At 65.5% G+C, this 25,330-nt stretch carries 22 protein-coding genes; 14 read left to right on the forward strand and 8 right to left on the reverse strand.

Annotated features, from left to right (window positions below; all coding sequences use genetic code 11):
- Nucleotides 1-39 precede the first annotated feature (39 nt).
- From uraD to AADJ04_RS04165, 3 genes are all read left to right on the forward strand, one after another.
- The gene (gene uraD, locus AADJ04_RS04155) at nucleotides 40-1,818 is read left to right on the forward strand and encodes a 2-oxo-4-hydroxy-4-carboxy-5-ureidoimidazoline decarboxylase (RefSeq protein WP_341238846.1); all 1,779 of its coding nucleotides are present in this window, start codon (nucleotides 40-42) and stop codon (nucleotides 1,816-1,818) included.
- A complete protein-coding gene (locus AADJ04_RS04160) occupies nucleotides 1,815-3,050 on the forward strand; it encodes an ArgE/DapE family deacylase (protein WP_341238847.1) in 1,236 nt (411 codons plus the stop codon). Before uraD ends, AADJ04_RS04160 begins: the two co-directional genes overlap by 4 nt.
- Before the next feature lie 394 nt (nucleotides 3,051-3,444).
- Nucleotides 3,445-5,754: an NADP-dependent malic enzyme gene (locus AADJ04_RS04165; protein ID WP_066698611.1), complete on the forward strand. Its 2,310-nt coding sequence runs from the start codon at nucleotides 3,445-3,447 to the stop codon at nucleotides 5,752-5,754.
- Between the two features lie 84 nt (nucleotides 5,755-5,838).
- Here the strand turns inward: AADJ04_RS04165 and AADJ04_RS04170 are convergent, their stop codons facing one another.
- Both AADJ04_RS04170 and AADJ04_RS04175 read right to left on the reverse strand, forming a co-directional pair.
- Nucleotides 5,839-6,195 carry an HDOD domain-containing protein gene (locus AADJ04_RS04170; RefSeq protein WP_341238848.1) on the reverse strand — a complete coding sequence of 119 codons (357 nt, stop codon included), beginning with the start codon at nucleotides 6,193-6,195 and terminating at the stop codon, nucleotides 5,839-5,841.
- Between the two features lie 69 nt (nucleotides 6,196-6,264).
- Nucleotides 6,265-6,699 (reverse strand): hypothetical protein, encoded by a 435-nt coding sequence (locus tag AADJ04_RS04175; RefSeq protein ID WP_341238849.1) that lies wholly within the window; start codon nucleotides 6,697-6,699, stop codon nucleotides 6,265-6,267.
- On the opposite strand from AADJ04_RS04175, the gene AADJ04_RS04180 reads away from it, so the two are divergent.
- The 10 genes from AADJ04_RS04180 (at nucleotide 6,684) to otnI (ending at nucleotide 16,840) form a co-directional block, all read left to right on the forward strand.
- Nucleotides 6,684-7,712: an ABC transporter substrate-binding protein gene (locus AADJ04_RS04180; RefSeq protein ID WP_341238850.1), complete on the forward strand. Its 1,029-nt coding sequence runs from the start codon at nucleotides 6,684-6,686 to the stop codon at nucleotides 7,710-7,712. The genes AADJ04_RS04175 and AADJ04_RS04180 overlap by 16 nt on opposite strands.
- A 78-nt stretch (nucleotides 7,713-7,790) precedes the next feature.
- Entirely contained in the window at nucleotides 7,791-8,615 is an 825-nt protein-coding gene (locus AADJ04_RS04185; protein ID WP_341238851.1) for an ABC transporter ATP-binding protein, read from the forward strand.
- A gap of 24 nt (nucleotides 8,616-8,639) precedes the next feature.
- Nucleotides 8,640-9,407: an ABC transporter permease gene (locus tag AADJ04_RS04190; protein ID WP_060986854.1), complete on the forward strand. Its 768-nt coding sequence runs from the start codon at nucleotides 8,640-8,642 to the stop codon at nucleotides 9,405-9,407.
- Nucleotides 9,408-9,568: 161 nt separating this feature from the next.
- Nucleotides 9,569-10,621 carry a patatin-like phospholipase family protein gene (locus tag AADJ04_RS04195; RefSeq protein WP_341238852.1) on the forward strand — a complete coding sequence of 351 codons (1,053 nt, stop codon included), beginning with the start codon at nucleotides 9,569-9,571 and terminating at the stop codon, nucleotides 10,619-10,621.
- A 97-nt stretch (nucleotides 10,622-10,718) separates the two neighbouring features.
- On the forward strand, nucleotides 10,719-11,501 hold the full coding sequence (locus AADJ04_RS04200) for a FadR/GntR family transcriptional regulator (protein WP_341238853.1): 783 nt from the start codon (nucleotides 10,719-10,721) through the stop codon (nucleotides 11,499-11,501).
- 207 nt (nucleotides 11,502-11,708) lie between these two features.
- Nucleotides 11,709-13,076, forward strand: coding sequence for a GntP family transporter (locus AADJ04_RS04205; RefSeq protein WP_341238854.1), 1,368 nt, complete (start codon nucleotides 11,709-11,711; stop codon nucleotides 13,074-13,076).
- A 36-nt stretch (nucleotides 13,077-13,112) separates the two neighbouring features.
- A complete protein-coding gene (gene ltnD, locus AADJ04_RS04210; protein ID WP_341238855.1) occupies nucleotides 13,113-14,027 on the forward strand; it encodes an L-threonate dehydrogenase in 915 nt (304 codons plus the stop codon).
- The gene (gene otnK / locus AADJ04_RS04215) at nucleotides 14,024-15,301 is read left to right on the forward strand and encodes a 3-oxo-tetronate kinase (protein ID WP_341238856.1); all 1,278 of its coding nucleotides are present in this window, start codon (nucleotides 14,024-14,026) and stop codon (nucleotides 15,299-15,301) included. The genes ltnD and otnK overlap by 4 nt, the downstream gene beginning before the upstream one ends.
- A gap of 17 nt (nucleotides 15,302-15,318) precedes the next feature.
- Nucleotides 15,319-16,008, forward strand: coding sequence for an aldolase (locus AADJ04_RS04220; RefSeq protein ID WP_341238869.1), 690 nt, complete (start codon nucleotides 15,319-15,321; stop codon nucleotides 16,006-16,008).
- A 34-nt stretch (nucleotides 16,009-16,042) separates the two neighbouring features.
- Nucleotides 16,043-16,840, forward strand: coding sequence for a 2-oxo-tetronate isomerase (gene otnI, locus AADJ04_RS04225; protein WP_341238857.1), 798 nt, complete (start codon nucleotides 16,043-16,045; stop codon nucleotides 16,838-16,840).
- 15 nt (nucleotides 16,841-16,855) lie between these two features.
- Here otnI and AADJ04_RS04230 read toward each other — a convergent pair whose 3' ends face one another.
- Nucleotides 16,856-17,644: a metallophosphoesterase gene (locus AADJ04_RS04230; protein ID WP_341238870.1), complete on the reverse strand. Its 789-nt coding sequence runs from the start codon at nucleotides 17,642-17,644 to the stop codon at nucleotides 16,856-16,858.
- A gap of 191 nt (nucleotides 17,645-17,835) precedes the next feature.
- The gene (locus tag AADJ04_RS04235; RefSeq protein WP_341238858.1) at nucleotides 17,836-18,876 is read right to left on the reverse strand and encodes a diacylglycerol kinase family protein; all 1,041 of its coding nucleotides are present in this window, start codon (nucleotides 18,874-18,876) and stop codon (nucleotides 17,836-17,838) included.
- 356 nt (nucleotides 18,877-19,232) lie between these two features.
- On the opposite strand from AADJ04_RS04235, the gene AADJ04_RS04240 reads away from it, so the two are divergent.
- Nucleotides 19,233-20,063, forward strand: coding sequence for a phosphatase PAP2 family protein (locus tag AADJ04_RS04240; RefSeq protein ID WP_207374968.1), 831 nt, complete (start codon nucleotides 19,233-19,235; stop codon nucleotides 20,061-20,063).
- Between the two features lie 11 nt (nucleotides 20,064-20,074).
- On the opposite strand, the gene AADJ04_RS04245 is transcribed toward AADJ04_RS04240, so the two are convergent.
- The 4 genes from AADJ04_RS04245 to pcp all read right to left on the reverse strand — a co-directional run bounded on the left by AADJ04_RS04245 (nucleotide 20,075) and on the right by pcp (nucleotide 25,314).
- Nucleotides 20,075-21,802, reverse strand: a complete 1,728-nt coding sequence (locus AADJ04_RS04245) for a biotin carboxylase N-terminal domain-containing protein (RefSeq protein WP_341238859.1) — start codon at nucleotides 21,800-21,802, stop codon at nucleotides 20,075-20,077.
- 179 nt (nucleotides 21,803-21,981) lie between these two features.
- Nucleotides 21,982-23,595 carry a 5-oxoprolinase subunit PxpB gene (gene pxpB, locus AADJ04_RS04250; RefSeq protein WP_341238860.1) on the reverse strand — a complete coding sequence of 538 codons (1,614 nt, stop codon included), beginning with the start codon at nucleotides 23,593-23,595 and terminating at the stop codon, nucleotides 21,982-21,984.
- 6 nt (nucleotides 23,596-23,601) lie between these two features.
- A complete protein-coding gene (locus tag AADJ04_RS04255; RefSeq protein ID WP_341238861.1) occupies nucleotides 23,602-24,399 on the reverse strand; it encodes a 5-oxoprolinase subunit PxpA in 798 nt (265 codons plus the stop codon).
- 234 nt (nucleotides 24,400-24,633) lie between these two features.
- A complete protein-coding gene (pcp, locus tag AADJ04_RS04260; RefSeq protein ID WP_341238862.1) occupies nucleotides 24,634-25,314 on the reverse strand; it encodes a pyroglutamyl-peptidase I in 681 nt (226 codons plus the stop codon).
- Between the last annotated feature and the right edge of the window lie 16 nt (nucleotides 25,315-25,330).

The following is a 25,330-nucleotide window of genomic DNA, read 5'->3' on the forward strand; positions in this document are numbered from 1 at the left end:
CAATAAGCGCCAGCCGCTCACTTTTTTGAAGCAACCACCATGCCACTGACTCTGGAACAACTCAACGCCGCCAGCCCCGCCGAAGCGCTGGCGCTGCTGGAAGGGCTGTACGAACACTCCCCCTGGATTGCCGAGCAAGCGCTGGCACAAAGGCCCTTTCGCTCACTGGCGCACCTGAAGCATGCGCTGGCGCAGGTGGTGCGTACGGCCAAGCTGGACGCCCAGCTTGGCCTGATTCGTGCCCACCCCGAACTGGCGGGCAAGGCCATGGTGGCGAAAAGCCTCACGGCTGAATCCACCAACGAGCAAAGCAAGGCAGGCCTCACCGAATGCACGCCCGAGGAGTTCGAGCGCATTCAGCAGCTCAACGCGGCGTACAACGAGCGCTTTGGCTTCCCGTTCATCCTGGCCGTGCGCGGGCCGCGCGGCACGGGTCTCTCCAAGCAGGAAATCATCGACACCTTTGCACGGCGGCTGGACAACCACCCCGAATTTGAGCTGACTGAGGCCCTGCGCAACATCCACCGCATTGCCGAGATTCGCCTGAACGACAAGTTCGCTGCCGAGCCAGTGCTGGGCAACGATGTGTGGGACTGGCACGAAGCGCTGGCCCGGCACTCTGACCCCGGCTTTGCCGAAAAGGGCCAGCTCACGGTGACGTACCTCACCGACGCGCACCGCGCCTGCGGCCGTGACATTGCACAGCGCATGCGCGAATGTGGCTTTGACAGGGTGGAGATAGACGCCGTGGGCAACGTGGTGGGGCGCTACTACCCGGCCGCGCCAGGCGCACGCTACCTGATGACCGGCAGCCACTACGACACGGTGCGCAACGGCGGCAAATACGACGGGCGCCTGGGCATTTTCGTGCCCCTGGCCTGCGTGCGCGAGCTGCACCGTGCTGGCAAGCGCCTGCCGTTCGGCATCGAGGTGGTGGCGTTCGCGGAAGAAGAAGGCCAGCGCTACAAGGCCACCTTCCTCGGCTCGGGCGCGCTCATCGGCCACTTCAACCCTGCATGGCTGGAGCAGAAAGACGCCAACGGCGTGACCATGCGTGATGCCATGCAGCACGCGGGCCTGCGCCTGGACGACATTGCCAAGCTGCAGCGCGACCCGGCGCAGTACCTGGGCTTCATCGAAGTGCACATCGAGCAGGGCCCGGTGCTCAATGAACTGGATCTGCCCCTGGGCGTGGTCACGTCCATCAACGGCGGCGTGCGCTACCTCTGCGAAATGATTGGCACTGCCAGCCACGCGGGTACCACGCCCATGGACCGACGCCGTGATGCCGCCGTGGCCGTGGCCGAGTTGGCGCTGTATGTGGAGCAGCGCGCTGCGAAAGACGGCGATTCGGTGGGCACCATCGGCCTCTTGAATGTGCCCAGTGGCTCCATCAACGTGGTGCCCGGCCGCTGCCTGTTTTCATTGGACCTGCGCGCCCCCACCGACGCCCAGCGCGATGCGATGGTGACCGACGTGCTGGACGAACTGGCCAAAATCGCCCAGCGGCGCGGCTTGCGCTACACGATTGAAGAATCGATGCGCGCCGCTGCCGCGCCCAGCGCCCCGGCCCTGCAGCACCACTGGGAGCGCGCCGTGGACGCCCTGGGCGTGCCCGTGTTCCGCATGCCCAGCGGCGCGGGGCACGACGCGATGAAGCTGCACGAAATCATGCCGCAGGCCATGCTGTTCACGCGCGGGCAGAACTCCGGCATCAGCCACAACCCGCTCGAATCCACCACCAACAACGACATCCAGCTCACGGTGGACGCCTTCACCCAGGTGCTGCACCAGCTTGCCGAGGAAACCCAACCATGACCCCACAGGCCTCCTACGACGCGCTCGACGCCTGGATTGACCAGCACTTTGACGAGGAAGTGCGCTTTTTGCAGGCCTTGGTGCGCGTGCCCACTGACACACCGCCCGGCAACAACGCCCCCCACGCTGAACGCACGGCCGAGCTGCTGAAAGACTTTGGCTTTGACGCCGAAAAGCACGCCGTGCCCGCTGCCGACGTGCAGGCCTACGGCATGGAATCCATCACCAACCTGATCGTGCGCAGACCCTACGGCACAGGCGGCAAGACCATTGCCCTGAACGCCCACGGCGACGTGGTGCCGCCCGGCGAAGGCTGGACGCACGACCCCTACGGCGCCGAGATCGTCAATGGCGCCATGTATGGCCGCGCCACCGCCGTGAGCAAAAGCGACTTCGCGAGCTTCACCTTCGCGGTGCGCGCGCTGGAAGCCGTGGCGCGCCCCGCGCAAGGCGCGGTGGAGCTGCACTTCACCTACGACGAAGAATTTGGTGGCGAGCTGGGCCCGGGCTGGCTGCTGAAAAAGGGCCTGACCCAGCCCGACCTGATGATTGCGGCAGGCTTCAGCTACGAAGTGGTCACCGCCCACAACGGTTGCCTGCAGATGGAAGTGACCGTACATGGCAAGATGGCCCATGCCGCCGTGCCGCACACCGGCGTGGACGCGCTGCAGGGCGCGGTGCACATCCTGAATGCGCTGTATGCACAAAACGATGAATACAAGAAGATCACCTCCAACGTCGCAGGCATCAAACACCCGTACCTGAACGTGGGCCGCATCGAAGGCGGCACCAACACCAACGTGGTGCCGGGCAAGGTCAGCTTCAAACTTGACCGCCGCATGATCCCCGAGGAGAACCCTGTGGAGGTGGAAGCCGCCATTCGCCACACCATCACGCAGGCAACAGCCGAGCGTGCTGGCCTCAGTGTCGAGATCAAACGCCTGCTGCTGGCCAATGCCATGACGCCGCTGGCGGGCAACCAGCCACTGGTCGATGCGATCCAGAAGCACGCCCAGGCCGTGATCGGCGAACCCGTGCCCGCCGTGGGCACACCGCTGTACACCGATGTGCGCCTGTATGTGGAGCGCGGCATTCCCGGCGTGATCTACGGCGCGGGGCCACGCACCGTGCTGGAATCGCACGCCAAGCGCGCCGACGAACGGCTGCAGCTGGAAGACCTGCGCCGGGCCACCAAGGTCATCGCAAGGGCACTGAGCGACCTGCTGGTCTAAAAGCCAGCGAATGTGGGTGTGTCGCGCGCCGCGCGATGGCCCTCCACACCCAGCCCCTCTGATACCAATGGGTTAGTCAGAATTCATTCAGGTTGCCCGGCAATCGGGTTATCCTGTGGGCCATCGCAGTCCAAAACCCTGCCCTGTAGTCCACCGCAGGGACCCTGCCCGCCGCTTGACCTGTGCGTTGCGGGCACCTCGCCAGGCTGGCCGCACACCTGCGGACCCGCCTGACCGAGGCAGACTGATGTGACCGCTGCGGCGCTCTCCTTGGGTGCAGGCCTTGCACACCATCCGAGGGCCCGACGCGGCCTGTGAATGAACCGATACCGCTTCGAGGCATGGCGCCCTTGCGCCTGCCGCTGAATTTCGTGAAAGCCTCCCACTTTTTCGTATGACCCAGAATCTGTCCGCCGCCGAACAAGCCCTGCGCGATGCCGCGCGTGAATACCACCGCAACCCCAGCCGGGGCAAGATTTCCGTCACTCCCACCAAGCCGCTGTCCAACCAGCGCGACCTGTCCCTGGCTTATTCGCCCGGCGTAGCCTACCCCTGCCTGGACATCCAGGCCGACCCTTCCAAGGCGTTTGACTACACCTCGCGCGGCAACCTCGTGGGCGTGATCACCAACGGCACCGCCGTGCTGGGCCTGGGCGACATCGGCCCGCTGGCCGGCAAGCCGGTGATGGAAGGCAAGGGCTGCCTGTTCAAAAAGTTTGCCGGTGTGGACGTGTTTGACATTGAACTGGCCGAGCGCGACCCCGACAAGCTCATCGAGATCATTGCCAGCCTGGAGCCCACGCTCGGCGGCATCAACCTCGAAGACATCAAGGCCCCCGAGTGCTTCTACATCGAGCGCGAGCTGAGCAAGCGCATGAACATTCCGGTGTTCCATGACGACCAGCACGGCACGGCCATCATCAGCAGCGCCGCGCTGCTCAACGGCCTGGAGCTGGTGGGCAAGCAAATTGGCGACGTAAAGGTAGCCGTCTCTGGCGCCGGTGCCGCCGCCATTGCCTGCCTGAATGTGATGGTGGGCCTGGGCGTGAAGCGCGAAAACATTTTCGTGTGCGACTCCAAGGGCGTGATCTACGAAGGCCGCCCCGGTGGTCTGGACGAGTCCAAAGCCCAATACGCACAGAAGACCGACGCCCGTACGCTGGCTGACGCTGTTAACGGTGCGGATGTGTTCCTGGGCTGCTCTGCCCCCGGCGTGCTGACGGCCGAGATGGTCAAGACGATGGCCGAGAGGCCCATCATCCTGGCGCTGGCCAACCCCGAGCCAGAAATCCGCCCCGAGCTGGCCAAGGCCGTGCGGCCCGATTGCATCATTGCCACAGGCCGTTCGGACTACCCGAACCAGGTGAACAACGTGCTGTGCTTCCCGTACATCTTCCGTGGCGCGCTGGACTGCGGCGCCACCAAGATCACCGAAGCCATGAAGCTGGCCTGCGTGCGCCAGATTGCCGACCTCGCCAAGGCCGACATCAGCGAAGAGGTGGCCAACGCGTATGCAGGCAAGGAGCTGACCTTTGGCCCCGACTACCTGATCCCCACACCGTTTGACTCGCGCCTGATCCTCAAGATCGCGCCTGCGGTGGCCAAGGCTGCGGCCGAATCCGGTGTGGCCACGCGCCCCATCGAAGACATGGAGGCCTACAAGGAAAGCCTGTCGCGCTTTGTTTACCAAACCGGCATGCTCATGCGCCCCGTGATCACCGCCGCAAAGGCCCTGCCCGATGCGAAAAAGCGTGTGGCCTATGCCGACGGCGAAGACGAGCGCGCCCTGCGTGCAGCGCAGCTGGCCATCGACGACAAGATTGCCCACCCCATCCTCATCGGCCGCCCTGCCGTCATTGCCGCCCGCATTGAAAAGGCTGGCCTGCGCATGCAGATCGGCAAGGATGTGGAAGTGTGCAACCCCGAAGACGATCCACGCTTCCGCCAGTATTGGGAAACCTACCACCAGCTCATGAAGCGCGAAGGCGCCACACCCGAGGTGGCCAAGGCGGCCGTGCGCCGCTCCAACACCATCATCGCCTCGCTGATGGTGAAGCTGGGCGATGCCGACGCCATGATCTGCGGCCTGGTGGGCACCTATGAAACCCACCTGGAGCGCATCCGCAACATCCTGGGCCATGCCCCCGGCGCCACCAACTACGCCGCGCTGAACGCGTTGATGACGGACCGCAACGGCACCCTGTTCATTGCAGACACCTACGTGAACGAAGACCCCACGGCGCAGGAGCTGGCCGACATTGCCTGGATGTCGGTGCAGGAAGTGCAGCGCTTTGGCCTGCCACCCAAGGTGGCGTTCCTGTCGCATTCGAGCTACGGTTCGTCCAAGCGCGCCTCGGCCCGCAAGATGCGTGAAGCACGCGACCTGTTCGTGGCGGCCCACCCCGAGATCGAATGCGACGGCGAACTGCACGGTGACGCCGCGCTGGAGCCAGGCATCCGCAACGCGTACATGGCAGATTCCACGCTCAGCGGCTCGGCCAACCTGCTGATCTGCCCGAACATTGACGCAGCCAACATCCTCTACAACGTGCTCAAGACCACCACCAGCGGCGGTGTGACGGTGGGCCCGATCCTGATGGGTGCGGCGGCTGCGGCCTACATCCTGACGCCGGCCGCCACCGTGCGCCGCGTGTTCAACATGACGGCCCTGGCCGTGGCCAGCGCTGCGGCGCGCGCCGCCTGATTCGCTCAGGCTCTGACACAAGAAAGGCCCCGAGGGGCCTTTCTTTTTGGGTGTATCGATACGCAGGTCTTTGCCAGGCCTGCGTCAGCGCACAGACACATCCACAAAGTCCGCCACCGGCGGCAGATGTTCGGCCAGCCAGGCCGAGTCCAATTGCAGCGCCCGCTTGATTTCCTCACGCAGGCTGGCAATGGTGTCGGCGGGGGACTTGGGCTCCTCCAGCCCAATCTCGGCCAGCAGCATGGCCACATGCACGATGCCGCCCAGGCGACAACACGGCACAGCGGCCACGGGGTCTTCAGCAGTTTCCAGCGCACGCACGATCGAATCAGGAAAGCGCCAGCGCCTGGCCAACGCAGCCGTCAGCTGCGCCCCGCTAAAGCCCAGCAGGCGCTTTTTACGCTGCCAGCGGCCGCCCAACAGGATGTCGCCGTCCTGCATCGTGGCCACCCTGGATCCCGCGCCACGTCGGGCATGGTGCGCCAGTGCACGTTGTCAAGAAAAACCCGGTCAGGTGTGGCATGGGTGAGCCCTCTCGTGGCTCTTTGAAAACCCGAAGACGCAAGCCTTCGGGCTGAAGTGCAACGGGCTGCGCATCCATCCCCAGAAGCACCGACCAGCAACGCCTGTGATCTGCGATGCCATGCCCTGTTTTTTTGGATGCTGCGACTTCGTTGCACCGCTGCGGCCGTGCACCCATCTGCGCGTTGATTCCAATCCGTTGCCACCGCGCACGCACCATTGCGGGAAACACTGCATGCCTGGGCGCACCACTTCGGTGAGGAATGGTTTGCCGTGCCGCGCCGCCCTTGCAAAAACCCGACAGCGCGCTTGAAAGCGGGCATCTTTTTTGCTGGATGGCTTGTACAGCCAAGGCATGACTGCCTTTTTCTTCTGTTTTTTATTTGGCATCCGCCAGGAGCTATCCCATGAAAAAAAGAACATTCATGCACACCGCAGCGGCACTGGCGCTGGCCAGCGCATTGCCCGTGGCGCATGCGCAGAGCACGCCCATCAAGTTTCAGCTGGATTGGCGTTTTGAAGGCCCTGCGGCGCTGTTCCTGCAACCCGTGGCCAAGGGCTACTTCAAGGCCGCAGGCCTGGACGTGACGGTGGACGCGGGCAACGGCTCGGGCGGCGCGGTGCAACGCGTGGCATCGGGCACCTACGACATGGGCTTTGCCGACCTGGCCGCGGTGATGGAGTTCCATGCCAACAACCCCGACGCGCAGAACAAGCCCGTGGCGGTGATGATGGTCTACAACAACACGCCCGCATCGGTCATGGCGCTCAAGAAGAGCGGCATCACCAAGCCCGCCGACCTGGCCGGCAAGAAGCTGGGCGCCCCCGTGTTTGACGCAGGCCGCCGCGCGTTCCCCATCTTCCAGAAGGCCAACGGCATTGGCGCCGTGACCTGGACCGCCATGGATCCGCCCCTGCGCGAAACCATGCTGGTGCGCGGCGACGTGGACGCCATCACCGGCTTCACCTTCACCTCGCTGCTCAACCTGGAAGCCCGTGGCGCCAAGGCCGCCGACGTGGTGGTGCTGCCCTATGCCGACTTCGGCGTGAAGCTCTATGGCAACGTGATCATCGCGTCTCCCAAGCTCATCAAGGAGAACCCTGCCGCCATCAAAGCGTTCCTGTCGGCCTTTGCCAAGGGCGCCAAGGAAGTCATCGCCAACCCCGCAGCCGCCATCGAGCATGTAAAGGCGCGCGATGGCATCGTGAACGTGCCGCTCGAAACCCGCCGCCTGCAACTGGCCATCGACACCGTCATCAACAGCCCCGACGCGCGCGCAGAGGGCTTTGGCAAGGCCGTGCCCGGCCGCCTGTCGCTGATGGCATCGCAGGTGTCGGACGCGTTCAACACCAAGACGCGCGTCAACGCCGACGACGTGTGGAACCCCAGCTTCCTGCCCAGCACGGCGGAACTCAACATCCTGGCGAAGAAGTAAAACTATCAATTTGATAGCTGCCAGCGCTTGATATAAAAGCGCTAGCAGCCATTTTCATTTAAAAAAGAACGACCTTCCATGCAGGCTGCCGATTCCTATTTTGTGGACTTCCGCGATGTCTGGCTCGCCTACAACGACGAGCTGCGTGCCAAGAACCAGTTTGCGGTGGAGGCCATCGACCTGCAGGTGCGGCGTGGCGAGTTCATCGCCATCGTTGGCCCTTCGGGCTGCGGCAAGTCCACCTTCATGAAGCTGGCCACGGGGTTGAAGATGCCATCGATGGGCAAGATCCTCATCGACGGGCAGCCGGTGACGGGGCCGCTCAAGGTCTCGGGCATGGCGTTTCAGGCACCCTCGCTACTGCCTTGGCGCACCACGGTCGACAACGTGCTGCTGCCGCTCGAAATCGTCGAGCCCTACCGCAGCAGTTTCAAGCAAAAGCGCAAGGAATACGAAGAGCGCGCCCGCAAGCTGCTGCAGAAGGTGGGGCTCGCAGGCTACGAGGACAAGTTCCCCTGGCAGCTGTCGGGCGGCATGCAGCAGCGCGCCAGCATCTGCCGCGCGCTGATCCACGAGCCCAAGATGCTGCTGCTGGACGAGCCGTTTGGCGCGCTGGATGCCTTCACGCGCGAAGAGCTGTGGTGCATCCTGCGCGACCTGTGGACCGAGCAGCAGTTCAACGTGATCCTGGTCACGCACGACCTGCGCGAGTCGGTCTTCCTGGCAGACACGGTCTATGTGATGAGCAAGAGCCCCGGCCGGTTTGTGGTGCGCAAAGAAATCGAGCTGCCCCGCCCGCGCGACCTGGAAGTGACCTACACCAAGGAGTTCACCGACATCGTGCACGAGCTGCGCGGCCACATCGGGGCGCTGCGAAAAGCAGGCGCGCCCATCCAGCAATAAGAACAAAGAAAGCGCCTCGTCCCCATGCACAAGAAAACCGTGGAGCGCTGGTCCCCATGGATCCTGCTCGTCGCCACCATCCTGCTGTGGCAAATCATCTGCTCGGCCTTCAGCATCCCTGAATACCTGTTCCCCAGCCCCTGGGCCATCGGCGTGCAGCTGGTGGAGTTCAGCGGCGTCATCGCGGGCCATGCCTGGCGCACCTTCTGGGTCACCATGGCGGGCTTCGGCATCGCCATCGTCGTGGGTGTGCTGCTGGGCTTTGTGATCGGCAGCTCGCGCATCGCCTATGCCGCCGTCTACCCGCTGATGACGGCCTTCAACGCGCTGCCCAAGGCCGCCTTTGTGCCCATCCTGGTGGTGTGGTTCGGCATTGGCGTCGGCCCGGCCATCCTTACGGCGTTTCTCATCAGCTTCTTTCCCATCATGGTCAACATCGCCACGGGCCTGGCCACGCTGGAGCCCGAGCTGGAAGACGTGCTGCGCGTGCTGGGCGCCAAGCGCTGGGACGTGCTGACCAAGGTGGGCCTGCCGCGTTCCATGCCGTACTTCTACGGCTCGCTCAAGGTCGCCATCACGCTGGCTTTTGTGGGTACGACGGTGTCGGAGATGACCGCAGCGAACGAAGGCATCGGCTACCTGCTGATCAGCGCGGGCTCGTCCATGCAGATGGGTCTGGCCTTTGCGGGCCTGATGGTGGTGGGCGCCATGGCCATGGTGATGTACGAGCTGTTCAGCTGGATCGAAAAGCGCACCACAGGGTGGGCGCACCGGGGCTCGCAAGGCGAGTGAGTTTGCACGGGCGGTTTTCAAAAACTCACCGAAAATGCCACCCAGCGCTTATCCATAAAGCGCTGACAGCTACATTTTCAGGAGCAAACAGCGCCACCCACGGTGTGGGAGCAACGCCGCCGCTATACTTCGCGCCCCGTTGCACCGCAGGACCGCCTGGCATGCGCTTGACCGCTTTTTTCCACCCGCTGGCCACCCTTGCCAGCGTAACCATGCTGGCAGCCCTGTCGCTGGCTGGATGTGGCGGCACCACCCCCGCCCGGCCCGACGCGGTGATGCAGCCTGTTCTTTCCTCCTCCGCTCCCCCTGTCCGCATCGGCATCGCCCTGGGCGGTGGCGCAGCCAAGGGTTTCGCGCACATTGGCGTCATCAAGATGCTGGAGGCCAACGGCTTTGCGCCTGCGGTGGTATCGGGCACCAGCGCAGGCAGCGTGGTGGGCGCGCTCTACGCCAGTGGCATGAACGCCTTTGAAATGCAGGAAAAAGCCGTGGCGCTGGACGAGGCCAAGATCCGCGACCTGCAGCTCTCGTCCGGCGGCCTGGTGCTGGGCCAGAAGCTCGAAGACTATGTGAACGAGCAGGTACGCCGCAAGCCACTGGAGCAGATGGCCAAGCCTTTTGTGGTCGTAGCCACGCGGCTGGAAGACGGCGAGCGCACCGTGTTTGCACGCGGCAACACCGGCCAGGCCGTGCGCGCATCGAGCAGCGTGCCCGGCGTGTTCCAGCCCGTCACCATCGGCAAGTACCACTTTGTGGACGGCGGCATCGTCAGCCCCGTGCCGGTGGATGCCGCGCGCCAGCTGGGCGCCGACATCGTGATTGCCGTGGACATCTCCAACAAGGCGCGGGGCCAGACGCCGGGCGACATGCTGGGCACGCTGGGCCAGTCGATCGCCATCATGGGTCAGAAGCTCGGCCAAGCCGAACTGGCACGGGCCGACGTCATCATCCGGCCCCAGGTGCTGGACATTGGCTCGGCCGATTTCAGCCAACGCACCAACGCCATCCTGGAAGGCGAAAAAGCCGCCTTGGCTGTGATGCCCCAGATCCGCGAACGCGTCGCCCAACTGCAGGCCGAGCGCGCCAACGCTGCACGCGCCGCACAGCAAAAAGCCGCAGAAGCCCAATACCAGACCTGCCTTGAAAAGCGCAGCAGCCTGCAAAAATTGGCAGGCATGGCGCGGCTGGACGACTCCTGTACGGCGCCGAAGTAGACAAACTAGCACTCAGGAGACGCATCCGCCACACGCCCCTGCGGTACAGTCCACAGCACGCTACTACAGCGCCTTTGACCACCCTCCCGCTCACGCCATGTCGTCCCCCTTCTCCGCCGTCAAACCCAGCCTCAAACTGGCCGACCAGGTTGCCAGCACGCTGGAGACCGAAATCCGCGCGGGTCGCATTCAGGCGTCGGAGAAGCTTCCTACGGAGGCAGCACTCGCGCAGCAGTTCCAGGTCAGCCGCACCGTGGTGCGCGAGGCGATTTCGCGCCTCAAATCGCTGGGCCTGGTGGATTCACGCCAGGGCAGCGGCGTTTACGTCAAAGCGCCGGGCATTGAGCCCCTGCACTTTGACCTGCCCCACGCCGCATCGCGCGAGGCGGTCATGCAAATTGTGGAAGTGCGTCGCGCGCTGGAGTCTGAAGTGGCCGAACTGGCAGCGCAACGCCGCAGTGAAGCCGATGTGCAGGCCATTCGCGATGCCATGCAGCGCATCAGCGACGCCGTGCAAGCCGGGCGCGACGGGGCCGAGGAAGACGTGGAATTTCACCGCGCCATCGCCCGCGCAGCGGGCAATCCTTTTTTGATCAGCACGCTGGACTATCTGGCCCGGTTTCTTCAAGGCGCCACCCGCGTCACCCGGGCCAACGAGGCGCGGCGCTCTGACTTCGCACAGGCAGTGACGCAGGAACACGAGCAGATCGTGCGGGCCATTGAATCTGGCGATGCGCGTGGGGCCCGCAACGCGGCCACCGAACACATGTGCAATGCACTGCGCCGCATTGAGCAAGCCGACACCACCTTCTGGGCGCAAGACGGTGCCCGGCTGGCGCAACCCCTGGTGGGCGAGGCGCCGCCCTCACCACGCGCCTGAACCGCGCCATGTCGGGCGCGTTGCAGACGCCTGCACCGCACACCTGCCGCAGAAGCCAGCCCCCCCCCAGCAGAGGTCGAGACCCAAACAACTTCAGGGTTAACCCGTAATCAGACGTTGTTTTAAATTTGTATGATAACCATATAAACACATCACAAAAGAGCCCTGCTGCGTGCACGGCCTTTTCCTCCCGGAGATACCCAGTCCATGTCCACCCTCGCACTTCTCGGCATCGGCGCCGGCAGCATTGCCCTGCTCCTGTTGCTCATCATCCGCTGGCAGGTCCACGCCTTCGTGGCCATGATGCTGGTGAGCTTCCTCGTCGCATTTGCCACGGGCATGCCGATTAGCGACATCATCAGCACGCTGATTGCAGGCATGGGCGGCACACTGGGCTCGGTGGCCATCCTGGTGGCGCTGGGCTCCATGCTGGGGCGGATGATCGAGGTCTCGGGCGGCGCGGCCAGCCTGGCCAACCGCTTCACGCAGCTGCTAGGCCCCACACGGGTGCCCATGGCCCTGACGGCCGCTGCGCTGGTGCTGGCCATCCCGGTGTTTTTTGATGTGGGCTTCATCATCCTGGTGCCGATCGTCTACGGCTTTTGCAAGGCGGCGGGGGTCAACCCCATCAAGTTCGGCCTGCCCGTGGCGGGCATCATGCTGGCCGCGCACGTGGTGGTGCCACCGCACCCCGGCATCGTGGGCGGGGCGGCCATCGTCAAGGGCGACATTGGCTGGATCACCATCATTGGCCTGGCCATCTGCATCCCGCTGGCGGCGCTGGCGCAGGTCGTGGCGGGCTGGCTCAACCGCAAGGGCTACCCCATGCTGCCCACCACGGCCGAGCAGTTTGCGGCCTTTGGCAACAGCGAAGACAGCACGGCATCCAAAGCCCGCAGCGCACCGGGCGTGGGCACCATCATGGCGCTGATCCTGATCCCGCTGGCCCTCATCATGGCGGGCACCACCGGTGCCACACTGCTGCCCAAAGGCGATAGCCTGCGCAATGTGCTGGGCTTCATTGGCTCGCCCATTTTTGCGCTGATGGTGGCCGTGGGCCTGGCGATGTTTCTGCTGGGCCGCAACCAGGGCTGGAACCGCGAGCGCACCAACGCCATCATGGAATCTGCCCTGCCCCCTGCTGCCACCGTGATCCTGGTGACCGGCGCTGGCGGCGTGTTTGCCAAGGTGCTTACGGCCAGCGGCATTGGCGCTGCGCTGTCGCAAAGCCTCACCGCTACTCACCTGCCGCTCATCCTGCTGGCGTTCATCATTGCGCTGGCCCTGCGCGCTGCCCAAGGCTCGGCCACCGTGGCCATCATCACCACCTGCGGCCTGCTGGCCGATGCGATGGCGGGTGGCGGGTATTCGCCCTTGCAAGTGGCGCTGCTCACGGTTGCCATTGGCTTTGGCAGCCTGGGCCTGTCGCACGTCAACGATTCGGGCTTCTGGATCGTGACCCGCTACCTGGGCCTGAGCGTGGGCGATGGCCTGCGCACCTGGACGGTGCTGACCACCGTGCTGGGCCTGGCGGGCTTTGCCCTGACTGCCCTGCTGTGGGTGCTGGTGGCCTGAGCCCACTGTTTTGAATTTCTTTGAAGGACTGACAACATGACAAAACCCACCGTCGGCATCATCGGCCTGGGCGCCATGGGCGCTGGCATTGCCAAGACCCTGCGCAACAACGGTTTCACCATCCACGTGTGCGACGTGCGTCCCGGCGTGGCCGATGCCTTTGTGGCAGACGGTGGCACGGCCCACGCCACGACGGCGGCATTGGCGGCGGTGAGTGATGTGGTGGTGTCGGTGGTGGTCAACGCCGCGCAAACCGAGAGCGTGCTGTTTGGCGACGACGGCAAGGGCGGTGCAGCCAGCGCCATGCGCCCCGGCAGCACGTTTGTGATGTGCTCCACCGTGGACCCCAACTGGTCGGTGGCGATGGAAGCGCGCCTGAACGCCCTGGGCCTGCACTATGTGGACGCGCCCATCTCTGGCGGCGCAGCCAAGGCCGCATCGGGCCAGATGACGATGATGACCTCGGCCAAGCCTGAGGCCTATGCCGCAGCGGGCGCGGTGCTCGACGGCATGGCTGGCAAGGTGTACCGCCTGGGCGACAAGGCAGGCGCGGGCAGCAAGGTCAAGATCATCAACCAGCTGCTGGCTGGTGTGCACATTGCCGTGGCCGCCGAAGCCATGGCCCTGGGCCTGCGCGAGGGCGTGGAAGCCAGCGCCTTGTATGAAGTGATCACGAACAGCGCGGGCAACAGCTGGATGTTTGAAAACCGCATGGCCCATGTGCTGGCGGGCGACTACACGCCGCTGTCGGCCGTCGATATTTTTGTGAAGGACCTGGGCCTGGTGCTGGACACCGCACGCGCCAGCAAATTCCCCCTGCCGCTGGCGGCCACCGCGCACCAGATGTTCATGCAAGCCTCCACCGCAGGCTTTGCCAAGGAAGATGACAGCGCCGTGATCAAAATCTTCCCCGGCATCACCCTGCCCGAAGGCAAGGAGAAAAAGGCATGACGCGCACACGTGCACTGCTGGGCTGCATCGCCGACGACTTCACCGGCGCGACCGACCTGGCCAACAACCTGGTGCGCGCAGGCATGCGCGTGGTGCAAGCCATGGGCGTTCCCACGGCGCCGTTGGATACCGAGGCCGATGCCATCGTGGTCGCGCTCAAGTCGCGCACCATTCCCAAAGAAGAAGCCATTGCCCAGTCGCTGGCTGCGCTGCAGTGGCTGCAGGCGCAAGGTGCCGAGCAGATCTACTTCAAATACTGCTCCACCTTTGACAGCACGGCCGAAGGCAACATCGGCCCCGTGACCGATGCGCTGATGCAGGCCCTGGGCACCGACTTCACCATCGCCACGCCCGCGTTCCCCGACAACAAGCGCACCGTGTTCAAGGGCTACCTGTTTGTGGGCGATGTGCTGCTCAGCGAGAGCGGCATGCAGAACCACCCGCTCACGCCCATGACCGACCCCAACCTGGTGCGCGTGCTGCAAGCGCAGACACCCAGCCGTGTGGGCCTGATCGACCACAGTGTGGTCGCGCAGGGCGAGGCTGCCATCCGCGCACGCATCGACCAACTCAAAGCCGAGGGCGTGCGTATGGCCGTGGTGGATGCGGTGTCCAACGCCGACCTGCTGCGCCTGGGCCCTGCCCTCAAGGGCATGCCGCTGGTCACAGCGGGCTCCGGCGTGGCCATTGGCCTGCCGGGCAACTTTGGCGTGGCGCCCAGCAACGAGGCAGCACGCCTGCCCGCCGCCCAGGGGCTGCAGGCCATCGTGTCGGGCAGCTGCTCTGTGGCCACCAACCAGCAGGTCATGGATTTCATCAAGGCAGGCAAGCCCGCCCTGGCTATCGACCCGCTGCGCATTGCGGCAGGCGTGGACGTGGCCGCCGAAGCGCTGGCCTGGGCCGAAGGCCACATCGGCCAAGGCCCGGTGCTGGTTTACTCCACCGCCGAGCCATCGGCCGTGCGCGCCATTCAGGGCAAACTGGGCTCCGAAAAAGCCGGTGCCATGGTGGAAGGCACCATTGCCGCCATTGCACGCGGCCTGGTGCAGCGCGGTGTGCGCCAGCTCATCGTGGCGGGTGGCGAAACCTCGGGTGCCTGCGTGCAGGCCCTGGGCATCACGCAAATGCGCATTGGCGCGCAGATTGACCCCGGCGTGCCGTGGTGCCATGCCGTGGCACACGACGCGAAGGACGGGCTGCACATCACGCTGAAGTCGGGCAATTTTGGTAGCACCGACTTTTTCACCAAGGCTTTTGCACAATTGCAGGCATGACCTCACCCCCCGCCTTCATGGACGAGAGCCAGGCCCGCGACGAGATCTGCCGCGTGGGCCGTAGCCTGTTTGAGCGGGGCTATGTGCACGCCACCGCAGGCAACATCAGCGTGCGCCTGGCCGACGGCTACCTCATCACGCCCACGGATGCCTGCCTGGGCACGCTGCAGCCCGAGCGGCTGGCGCGCCTGGACGCCCAGGGCCAGCAGGTGGCGGGCGACCGGGCCAGCAAGACCATTGCGCTGCACCGCCAGATTTACGAAGCCTCGGCATCGACAGCGGCCCCAGCGCGCTGCGTGATCCACACGCACAGCACGCACCTGGTGGGCTGCTCGCTGCAAGCCGACACCGCTGCAGGTGGCCAACTGGCGCCCGATGCGCAATTGCTGCCCCCCATCACGCCCTACTTTGTGATGAAGGTAGGCCGCGTGCCGCACATCCCGTACCACCGCCCTGGCGACCCGGCGGCAGCGGCGCTGGTGGCGCAGACCATTGGCCGCTATGCCACCAAGGGCAGCCCTGTGCGCGCCGTGATGCTGGCACGCCTGGGGCCCAACGTGTGGCACGACACGCCCGCCGCCGCCATGGCCGTGCTGGAAGAACTGGAAGAAACCGCACGCCTGTGGATGCTGTGCCAGCCTCACCCCACGCCGCTGACCGAGCCCCAGATTGAACAACTGCGCCAGACCTTTGGCGCGCAGTGGTGAGGCAAAGCCTTCACCATCAGACAGAAAGACACCCATGCCCCGTTTTGCCGCCAACCTGTCCATGCTCTACAACGACGTGGACTTTCTCGACCGCTTTGCCGCCGCTGCGCGCGATGGCTTCAAGGCGGTGGAATACCTCTTCCCTTACGCCTACCCGGCGCAAGAGTTAGCCCAGCGCCTGCAAGCCAATGGCCTGCAACAGGTGCTGTTCAACGCCCCTCCCGGCAACTGGGACGCGGGCGAGCGCGGGCTGGCCTGCCTGCCCGGGCGTGAGGCCGAGTTCCGTGAAGGCATTGCCAAAGCCATCGAATACGCCCAGGCCCTGCAATGCCCCCGCATCCACGTGATGGCCGGGCTGGTGCCCCAGGGTGCGGACGCGGCCACCGTGCGCGCCACCTACATCGCCAACGTGCGTTATGCCGCCGAACAGGCTGCGCCGCACGGCATCCAGATCCTGCTGGAGCCCATCAACGGCCGCGACATGCCCGGCTTCTTCCTGAGCCGCCAGAACCAGGCCCACGCGCTGATCGCCGAGATCGGCGCCGCCAACGTGAAGGTGCAGATGGACCTGTACCACTGCCAGATCGTGGAAGGCGACCTGGCCATGAAAGTGCGCGAATACCTGCCCACCGGCAACGTCGCCCATTTCCAGATTGCCGGTGTGCCCGAGCGCCACGAACCCGATGTAGGCGAGATCAACTACACCTACCTGTTCCAACTGCTGGACAGCCTGGGCTACGACGGCTGGATTGGCTGCGAATACCGCCCCGCGCGCGGCACGGCAGCCCACGCCACCAGCGACGGGCTGGGCTGGCTCAAGCCCTGGCTGTGAGGGAACGGGCGTATTTCAACCCGCCACGGGCAGCGATTCAACGCACACGAAGTCACCCAAGCGGGCATCAAAATCCCAGCGCTGAGCAAAACGATTAGGGTATTGCCGCCCCAGCGAACCCGTGGGCTCGGACTGCATCTGCAACACCACCAGACTATTGGGTTGCCCACTGCGCAGGCGGCGCGATACGGCCGTGCCGGCCTGCATGGACCACAAACCGGGCAGGGGCTGCAGCAAGGCCGGATGGTGCACATGGCCTGAGAGCAGCATGTGGGCACCCGCATCGCGCCAGCGTTGCACGGCAGTGTCGGCGCCGTGGGGCCGGTGGGATCGGTCTTCCGCACTGCGAGCCACCAGGGGGTGGTGACTGACCACAATGCGCCATGCCTGCGCGGGCGCAGACCGCAAGTCTTCCGCCACCCGAGTCACCTGCGCGGCCGAAAGCGTGCCGCGCTCATGCCGCCAGGGCCGGGTCGTGTTCACCCCCACAATCCAGAACGGCCCCACCTGCCGCTGAGGTTCGAGCTGGGCTCCAAACTGCGATGCAAATCGTTGGTAGGCCCGGCCCCAACGCAGCCACCAGGCGAACAGGGGCAAGTCGTGGTTGCCGGCCAGCACCACGCGCTCATCCACCCCCAGGCCGCAAACAAAATCGTGCGCCAAGGCGAACTGCTGGCGTGTGGCACGCTGGGTCAGATCGCCCGAAACCACCACCACATCCACACGCAGCCGATGCGCCAGTCGCTGCACCGCCGCGCACACCAGCGGGTCGTGCGCTCCAAAATGCAGATCGGAAAGATGCATCAATTTGTGCGTGGTGGCGATTACCGACGCTGGTGCTGGATGCAAAACTTTCGCTTCGTTCTTGCCAAGCCCCAGCTCCTTGTCAGCTTCCACCTTCAACGACGGGGGAACGGGCGCTGCTTCATGACCTTCGTGGCGAAGCATGGCACCAGCGTTCCCCGCGACTGCAGGCAGTTCCTGGCGCATGGTGTTCAGGCAGGCGCCAGCGCAGGTTCAGCCAAGGGCGGCGCTGCGGCAGGTGGTGCGTTGGCAGAGTCGCGCTGCGGCAAATGTTGCAACTGCGCTGGCGCCACCAGCCACAGGGGCCGCGTGTGTAGCGAAAAACACAGAGGCGCTTTCATGCGTTCGCGCTCGCCATCAAAAGCCACCTTCACGCTGGCCTTGCGCCACCCGGCGGGCGCCACACTCAGCTCGGCACAGGCCAGGCTTTGCACGGCAGGGTCGTCGTCCAGTTGGCCAGTGGCGGCGCGCCATACCGTGCGAGCCATGGCCCAGCGGCTTTGGGGTTTGAGCAACACCACGGCCAGCAGCCCGCCCTGCGCTACCGATTCAGCTTGCGCCAAGCCCACCTGCTCCAGCTGCAGGGGGTTGTTGCCGACAAACAGCGTGGTGACTTCGTGTTCCTGCTCTTGCATCTGATTTCCTTGGCGGGTGCGTACCACCACGCGCCAGCGTCGCCGCGCCGAGGGGCGCAGCATGCTCCACACCGCAGCGGCCATGGCCACCGCGCGAGAGCGGCCCAGCTTGCGCGTGGCCTGCTCGCGCTCTGCCAGCAACCGGGGGTACAGCCCCACGCTGGCGTTGACCAAAAATACCCGGTCATTCACAAAGCCGACCTGCACCGGCCGCAACTCACCCGCGCGCAGGGCTTCCAGCAGCTGCAGCACGGCGGCTTCAGCGTCCAGCTCCAAGCCTTGCTCGCGGCTGAAATAGTTGAAAGTGCCCATGGGCACCACCCCCATGGGCACACCGGCACGCAAGGCGGCTGCGGCCACGGCGTTGATCGTGCCATCCCCCCCCGCCGCCACCAGCAAACCAGCGTTATCGCGGGCGGCCTCTGCTGCGTGATCCGCCAATTGAACGATGTCACCCCGCTCACGCGGTATGTGCCACACCACGGGATGGTCGTGCTGAGCGAATGCACCACTCAGCTTTGCGCGCACCAGATCCAGATCAGCCCCTGGCCGCAGTGGAACCACCACATGGATGGGACTGTGGTGATGAAGGATCATGGGACTGTGCAAATCGGTCATGGGGATGAAAAGCGTGGTGGGCGTAACGATGCCTGTGAGGCCAAAGACCCGGCACGGGGCCGCTATTCAATGATCACGGCGCAGTGGCTACAGCGCAGCCAGCGGGCGGCGCCTTGGTGCGTCGGCGTGCGCCTACAGGCAGCACTGCGCATTGCAACGCTAAACCCTGTGATCGCAACGGGCCACCCCTTGCTGAGGTAAAACACCACGGTACCGAAAGCTGCACGGGCTGGCCATTCGCTTGGCTCAAGACGATTCCAGTGCATCCGCTGGGTACGCAGTAACAACCCGTCCCAGCACCGGCTCTCTTCCCCCCCAAAAAGACCTTTGAATCCATGGACCTGGACACCCTTGCCACCACTGTTGCCCGCCACCCCATTGCCCTTTGGCTGCTGGGAATGACTGCGGGCGCCTTGCTGGGCAGTGGCGCCTTGTGGGCCTTGAAAACCCTGCGCCACCGCCCCTCGCCTGTGCGGCATTTGCTTCACGCAGCCAGCGCCACCACTGTGATGCTGCTGAGCATGGCGGCAGCCGCTTGCGCCCTGCTGGCCGGGGGCGCGTTGATGGCAGAGCTGGCCGAGGGCTGGCAGCGCACGGGCACCTGGAGCCGGGTGGACGAAGGCATTGCGCAGCAACTGCGTCTGCATGCAGACATGGCGGCCCTGCGGTGGTTTGGCGCACTCACCCACCTGGGAGACACCGCCGTGCTGACCACGCTGACCCTGGCGGTGACGGCCGCCCTGTGGTGGCGCAGGCACCGTTTATTGGCCGTTGGCTGGCTGGTGGCCATGGCGGGCAATGGGCTGCTGACCAAAATTTTGAAAGACGTGTTTGCCCGCGTGCGGCCAGAGCATGTGCATGGGGCAGCGCAGGCCGATGGGTTCAGTTTTCCCAGCGGGCACAGCAGCGCATCCATGGTGGCCTATGCCATGCTGGCGTACTTGGCGGTGCGGCTGCTGCCACGGGCCTGGCAGGTGCCCGCCGTGTGCTGCGCGGGCGCGCTGATCTTCACCACCGGCTGGAGCCGCGTGGTGCTGCATGTGCACTACGTGAGTGACGTGCTGGCCGGCTGGGTGCTGGGGGGCACCTGGATGGTGTGCACCGTGCTCATCATGGACAGCATGGCGCGCTGGCGGGGCGCGCCCGCCGCCCTGGCGCGGCAGTAAGACGGCGCGTCTCAGGCAATTCGGGCAATCACCGCACCCAGCGCCTGGGCGGTGCCAGCCGCTGCCGCCAAGGCCACGCGCCCAGCGCGGTGTGCCGTCACCTGCATCTCCATCTTCATGGCCTCCATCACGGCAATCACATCGCCCTCTTGCACCATGTCGCCATCGGCCACCTTCCAGGCGTGCAGATTGCCTGCGATGGGCGAAGTGACGGCGGATGCGTCCACCGCAGCCTCGGCTGGTGCGGCAGCAGCGCCCTTCCCACCCGCGGCCGCCAGGCCTTGCAGCAGCACGGCAGGCAGGCCCAGCTGCACACGGCGGCCATCGATCTCGATGGCGGTGCGCAGCAGGCTGGTGTCTGCCACGGGCGCGGCCCGTACCGCAGCAGCCAGTGGCGTGGCGAAGTCGGATTCGATCCAGCGGGTGTGCACCTTGAATCCATCAGCCCCTACAAAGTCGGGGTGGTCGATGACGGCGCGGTGGAATGGCAGCACCGAGGCCACGCCTTCAATCTGAAACTCGCGCAGCGCACGGCGCGCGCGGGCCAGGGCCTGTTCGCGTGTGGCCCCGGTCACGATGAGCTTGGCCATAAGCGAATCGAACGTGCCGGGCACGACGGAGCCCGACTGCACGCCCGTATCGAGCCGCACGCCGGGGCCCGAGGGCGCATCAAAGCGCTGCACGGGCCCTGGCGTGGGCAAAAAGCCCCGGCCCACGTCTTCGGCGTTGATGCGGAACTCGAACGAGTGGCCCAGCGGCGCGGGCGTTTGCGTGATGGACAGCGGCAGGCCATCGGCCACGCGCAATTGCTCCACCACCAGGTCCACGCCCGTGGTTTGCTCGGTCACGGGGTGCTCCACCTGCAGGCGGGTGTTGACTTCCAGGAACGAGATGGCACCGCTTTGGCTCAGCAAAAATTCCACCGTGCCCGCGCTCACATATCCTGCAGCGGCGCAGATGTCACGTGCGGCCGTGTGGATGCGTTCGCGCTGTGCGTCGCTCAAAAATGGCGCAGGGGCCTCTTCCACCAGCTTCTGGTTGCGCCGCTGCAGCGAGCAGTCGCGCGTGCCCAGCACCACCACGTTGCCGTGGGTGTCTGCCAGCACCTGGGCCTCGATGTGGCGGGGCTTGTCGAGAAACTGCTCGACAAAGCACTCGCCCCGGCCAAAGGCCGTGACGGCTTCACGCACGGCGGATTCATACAGCTCGGCCACTTCGTCCATGCGCCACGCGATCTTCATGCCGCGCCCGCCACCACCAAAGGCGGCCTTGATGATGATGGGGAGGCCATTCTTTTCGGCAAAGGCCAGCACTTCGCTCGCGTCCTTCACGGGGTCGGGCGTGCCCACCACCAGCGGCGCGCCCACTTGCAGCGCAATCTTGCGTGCAGACACCTTGTCGCCCAGTTGGGCAATGGTGGCAGGGCGAGGGCCAATCCAGGCCAGGCCGGCGTCGATCACAGCCTGGGCAAAGGCGGCGTTCTCCGACAGGAAGCCGTAGCCGGGGTGCACGGCGTCCGCTCCGCTCTTTTTGGCAACAGCCAACAGCTTTTCGACGTTGAGGTAGGTGTCTGCGGGACGGTCGCCGTCCAGACCATAAGCCTCATCGGCCATGCGGGTGTGCAGGGCATCGATGTCGGCATTGGCGTACACGGCGACGGACTGTACGCCGTAGTCGGCGCAGGCGCGGGCGATGCGGACGGCGATCTCGCCTCGGTTGGCGATCAGGACTTTTTTCATATCAAGGCTCCAATGTTCTGCTCAGCACAGGGTGGCGAGATCGCCGTCGCCTGCTGCGCAGGCACTGCGATGTGCAGAAGCGCCCGCCATGCGGCCGCTTTCTCCGCGCTTGGCAATCAAAACTTTTTTCATATCAATGTTCCGGTGTTCTTTGAAAGTACAACCAACGCCACGAACCATCAGGGCGCAAGCTCTGCAAACGGCTGAATCGGGTTGAACCGCAACCAGGCCCCCACAGGGATCTGCCCGGCGCGGTCGAGGTGGTACGGGGCCACGCAGCCAATGACCGGGTAGCCGCCCGTGAGCGGGTGGTCGGCCAAAAACAGCACGGGCTGCCCGCTGGGGGGCACCTGCAGGGCACCCAGGGCTGTGCCTTCGCTGGGCAGCTCGCCGGTGATGGCGCGGTCCAAAGGCAGCTCGCCCGCCAGGCGCAGGCCGACGCGGTTGGACTGGGGCGTGACCTGCCAGCGCTGCGAAGCAAAGCGGGCGATGGCCTCGGGGGTGAACCAGTCGGTGCGCGGGCCCATCACCACGTCCAGCACCACTTCTTGCTCCAGCGTGGGCAAATCAGCAGGCGGCAGCTCGGGGGCGGCTACCACGCTGGTGGCTGGCGCGGGTTGCACGGCCAGCCAGTCGCCCACGGCCACGGGCGCGGGGCCGACATGGGCCAGGGTGTCGGTGGCGCAGCTGCCCATCACGGGCGCTTCGGCAAAGCCGCCGCGCACGGCGACGTAGCAGCGTGCGCCTGCGGTGGGTTGGCCCACGGCCAGCATGTCGCCATCGGCCAGGGCCACAGGTTCGTAACGTGGCACAGACCAGCGCTGGCCGTCGGCCGTGGTCAGCGTCAGCACGGCATCGGCCCCGGTGACGGCCACCACGTTATCGCCCACGCTGCGCAGTTGCAGGCCGCCGCCCACGGTCTCCAGCGCAGCGGCGTTGCTGGCATTGCCCACCAGGCGGTTGGCGGCCTTGAGGGCGGCCTGGTCCATGGCGCCTGAAGCCGACACGCCCTGCCTGGCCTGGCCGTGGCGGCCCAGGTCCTGAAAGACGGTGAGCAAGCCCGTGGCACGCACCTGCAGCGCGGTGTGCCCGGCGGCCAGGTGGTGCTGCGTGCGGCCAGCGGGTTTGGGGTCTTTTTGGCCTCCAGCGCTTTCTGAATAAGCGCTAGCAGCTATGTTTTTAGTAGCAATATCCACAAAGCGCACGCGGTAGCCGGGCTGTAGCAAGGCGGGTTGCGCGCGGGTGATGTCCCACATGGCTACAGGCGTGGTGCCAATGATTTGCCAGCCACCGGGGCTGGCCTGCGGGTACACGCCGCTGAAGGTGCCCGCCAACCCCACAGAGCCTGCGGGCAGGCGCGTGCGCGGGGTGCTGCGGCGTGGCACGTTCAGGCTGGGGTGGCCGCCGCTCAGGTACGCAAAGCCGGGCGCAAAGCCGGTGAAAGCCACGGTGTACTCGCTGCCCGTGTGGCGCTGCACCACTTCATCGGCGGTGATGCCCAGAATCTGCGCCACCTCGGCCAGATCCTCCCCGTTGTAGTGCACGGGGATTTCAACGAGCGTGCTGCTGCGCTCGGCACGCTGCGACAGGTCGCGCTGCGCGATCTGCTGCACGAGTGCCGCAGCGCTGGTGGCCGATGGGCGAAACCGCACGAGGATGGTCCGCGCTGCGGGTACCAACTCTTCCACTCCGGCCAGCGGGGTGCGCTGCAGCGATGCCAGCAGCGCCAGGGTTTCGTCCAGATCGGCCAATTCGACCAGCAGCGAATTGAGGGTGACGGGCAGGAAACGCATGCAGCCTTACCCCTGGACAGCGGCCATGACAGGGGCCATGGAAGGGGCCATGAATGAGGCGATCTGGATGCCATCGGCCTCGAACCTCCGGCGCACCTCACGGGCGATGCCGACGGCATCAGGGCTGTCGCCGTGCACGCAGATCGAGTCGGCCTCGATGCGCACGGTGCTGCCGTCGATAGCCTCGACCACGCCTTCGCGCACCAGGCGCACCATGCGCTGGGCGATCACTTCGGGGTCATGCAGCACCGCGCCTTTTTCGCGGCGCGACACCAGGGCGCCCTGGGGGGTGTAGGCCCGGTCTGCAAAGGCTTCGGACACCACGCGCAAGCCTGCGTCACGCGCCCACTGCACCAGGGGCGATCCGGCCAGCGCCACCAGGGCCAACTTCGGGTCGATGGCGCGGATGGCAGTGATCACGTCCTTGGCCTGCCGCGCATCGTGCGCAATGGTGTTGTAGAGCGCGCCGTGCGGCTTGACGTAGCGCACCGTGGTACCTGCGGCTGCCGCCAATCCTTGCAGCGCGCCGATCTGGTAGATCACATCGGCCACCAGCTCCGCGCTGGAGATATCCATGCTGCGGCGGCCAAAGCCCTTGAGGTCGGGGTAGGCCACGTGTGCACCGACCACCACGCCGCGTTCTGCGGCTGCGCGCAGGGTTTGCAGAATGCCGACCGGATCGCCCGCGTGAAAGCCGCAGGCCACATTGGCGCTGCTCACAATCTCCAGCATGGCGGCATCGTCGCCCATCGTCCAGGCTCCCAGACTCTCGCCCAAGTCGCTGTTGAGGTCCATGGTTGTCATCGTGTTCTCCGGGTGCGGCCGCGTGCATGGGAGCGCGCGGCCAGCGTCGTCAAAAAAAGTAACTTGCTTAGGTCAGAAGGTGTGAATGAATCCGGCGTGCCCGAGCAGGTCGCCACAGCGTGACCGATCTAGGCGCAAAGCGCAGCCATAGCTCGGGCTATGGCGAGCATTTGCAACGACGAGCGGGTGCGTTGTGGCGGGATGAGCGGGCATGGCGGGTTCGTTCACACCTTCTTAGTGCAGCGCCCCACCCACTTCGCGCACATCGCTGCGCACGGCCAGGGCGGTCTCAATGGCAATCTGCAAGCCCTGCACCTGTGTGGCCAGGGCCATGCTGGGCATCCCGGGGTGCAGCGCCGCCAGCTCGGGCAAGGCGGGCACATGGATAAAGCCACCGCGCACGCCCCCTGCCCCCGTTGCGTTTCCAGCCTGCGCGGCCAGCCGGTGCATCAGCGCATAAAAAATGTGGTTGCACACAAAAGTGCCTGCCGTGTTGGACACAGCTGCAGGCACCCCTGCGGCCCGCATGTCACGCACCATGGCCTTGATGGGCAAGGTGGAGAAGTACGCAGCAGGGCCGCCTGCTTGCACAGCGGTGTCCACGGGTTGGCGCCCGGCGTTATCGGGGATGCGGGCGTCGTCCACATTGATGGCCACGCGCTCGGGCGTGATCTCGGTGCGCCCACCGGCCAGGCCCAGGCAGATCACCAGCGTGGGCTGCCACTGGGCCATGGCCTCATGCAGCCGGACCACGGCATCACCAAACACGCAGGGCAGCTGCACGGCGCGCACGGTGCAGGCAGCGTTCATCGCAGCAGGCTGCCAGCCGTCCAGCGCGCGGGCCACTTCCCACGAGGGGTTGAGCGGGTCTTTGTCAAACGGCTCAAAGCCGGTGAGCAGCACGTTCTGCGTCATGGCGTTTCCTTGGGGT

The organism is uncultured Acidovorax sp. (genome assembly GCF_964021665.1).
Lineage (GTDB): Bacteria > Pseudomonadota > Gammaproteobacteria > Burkholderiales > Burkholderiaceae_C > Acidovorax > Acidovorax temperans.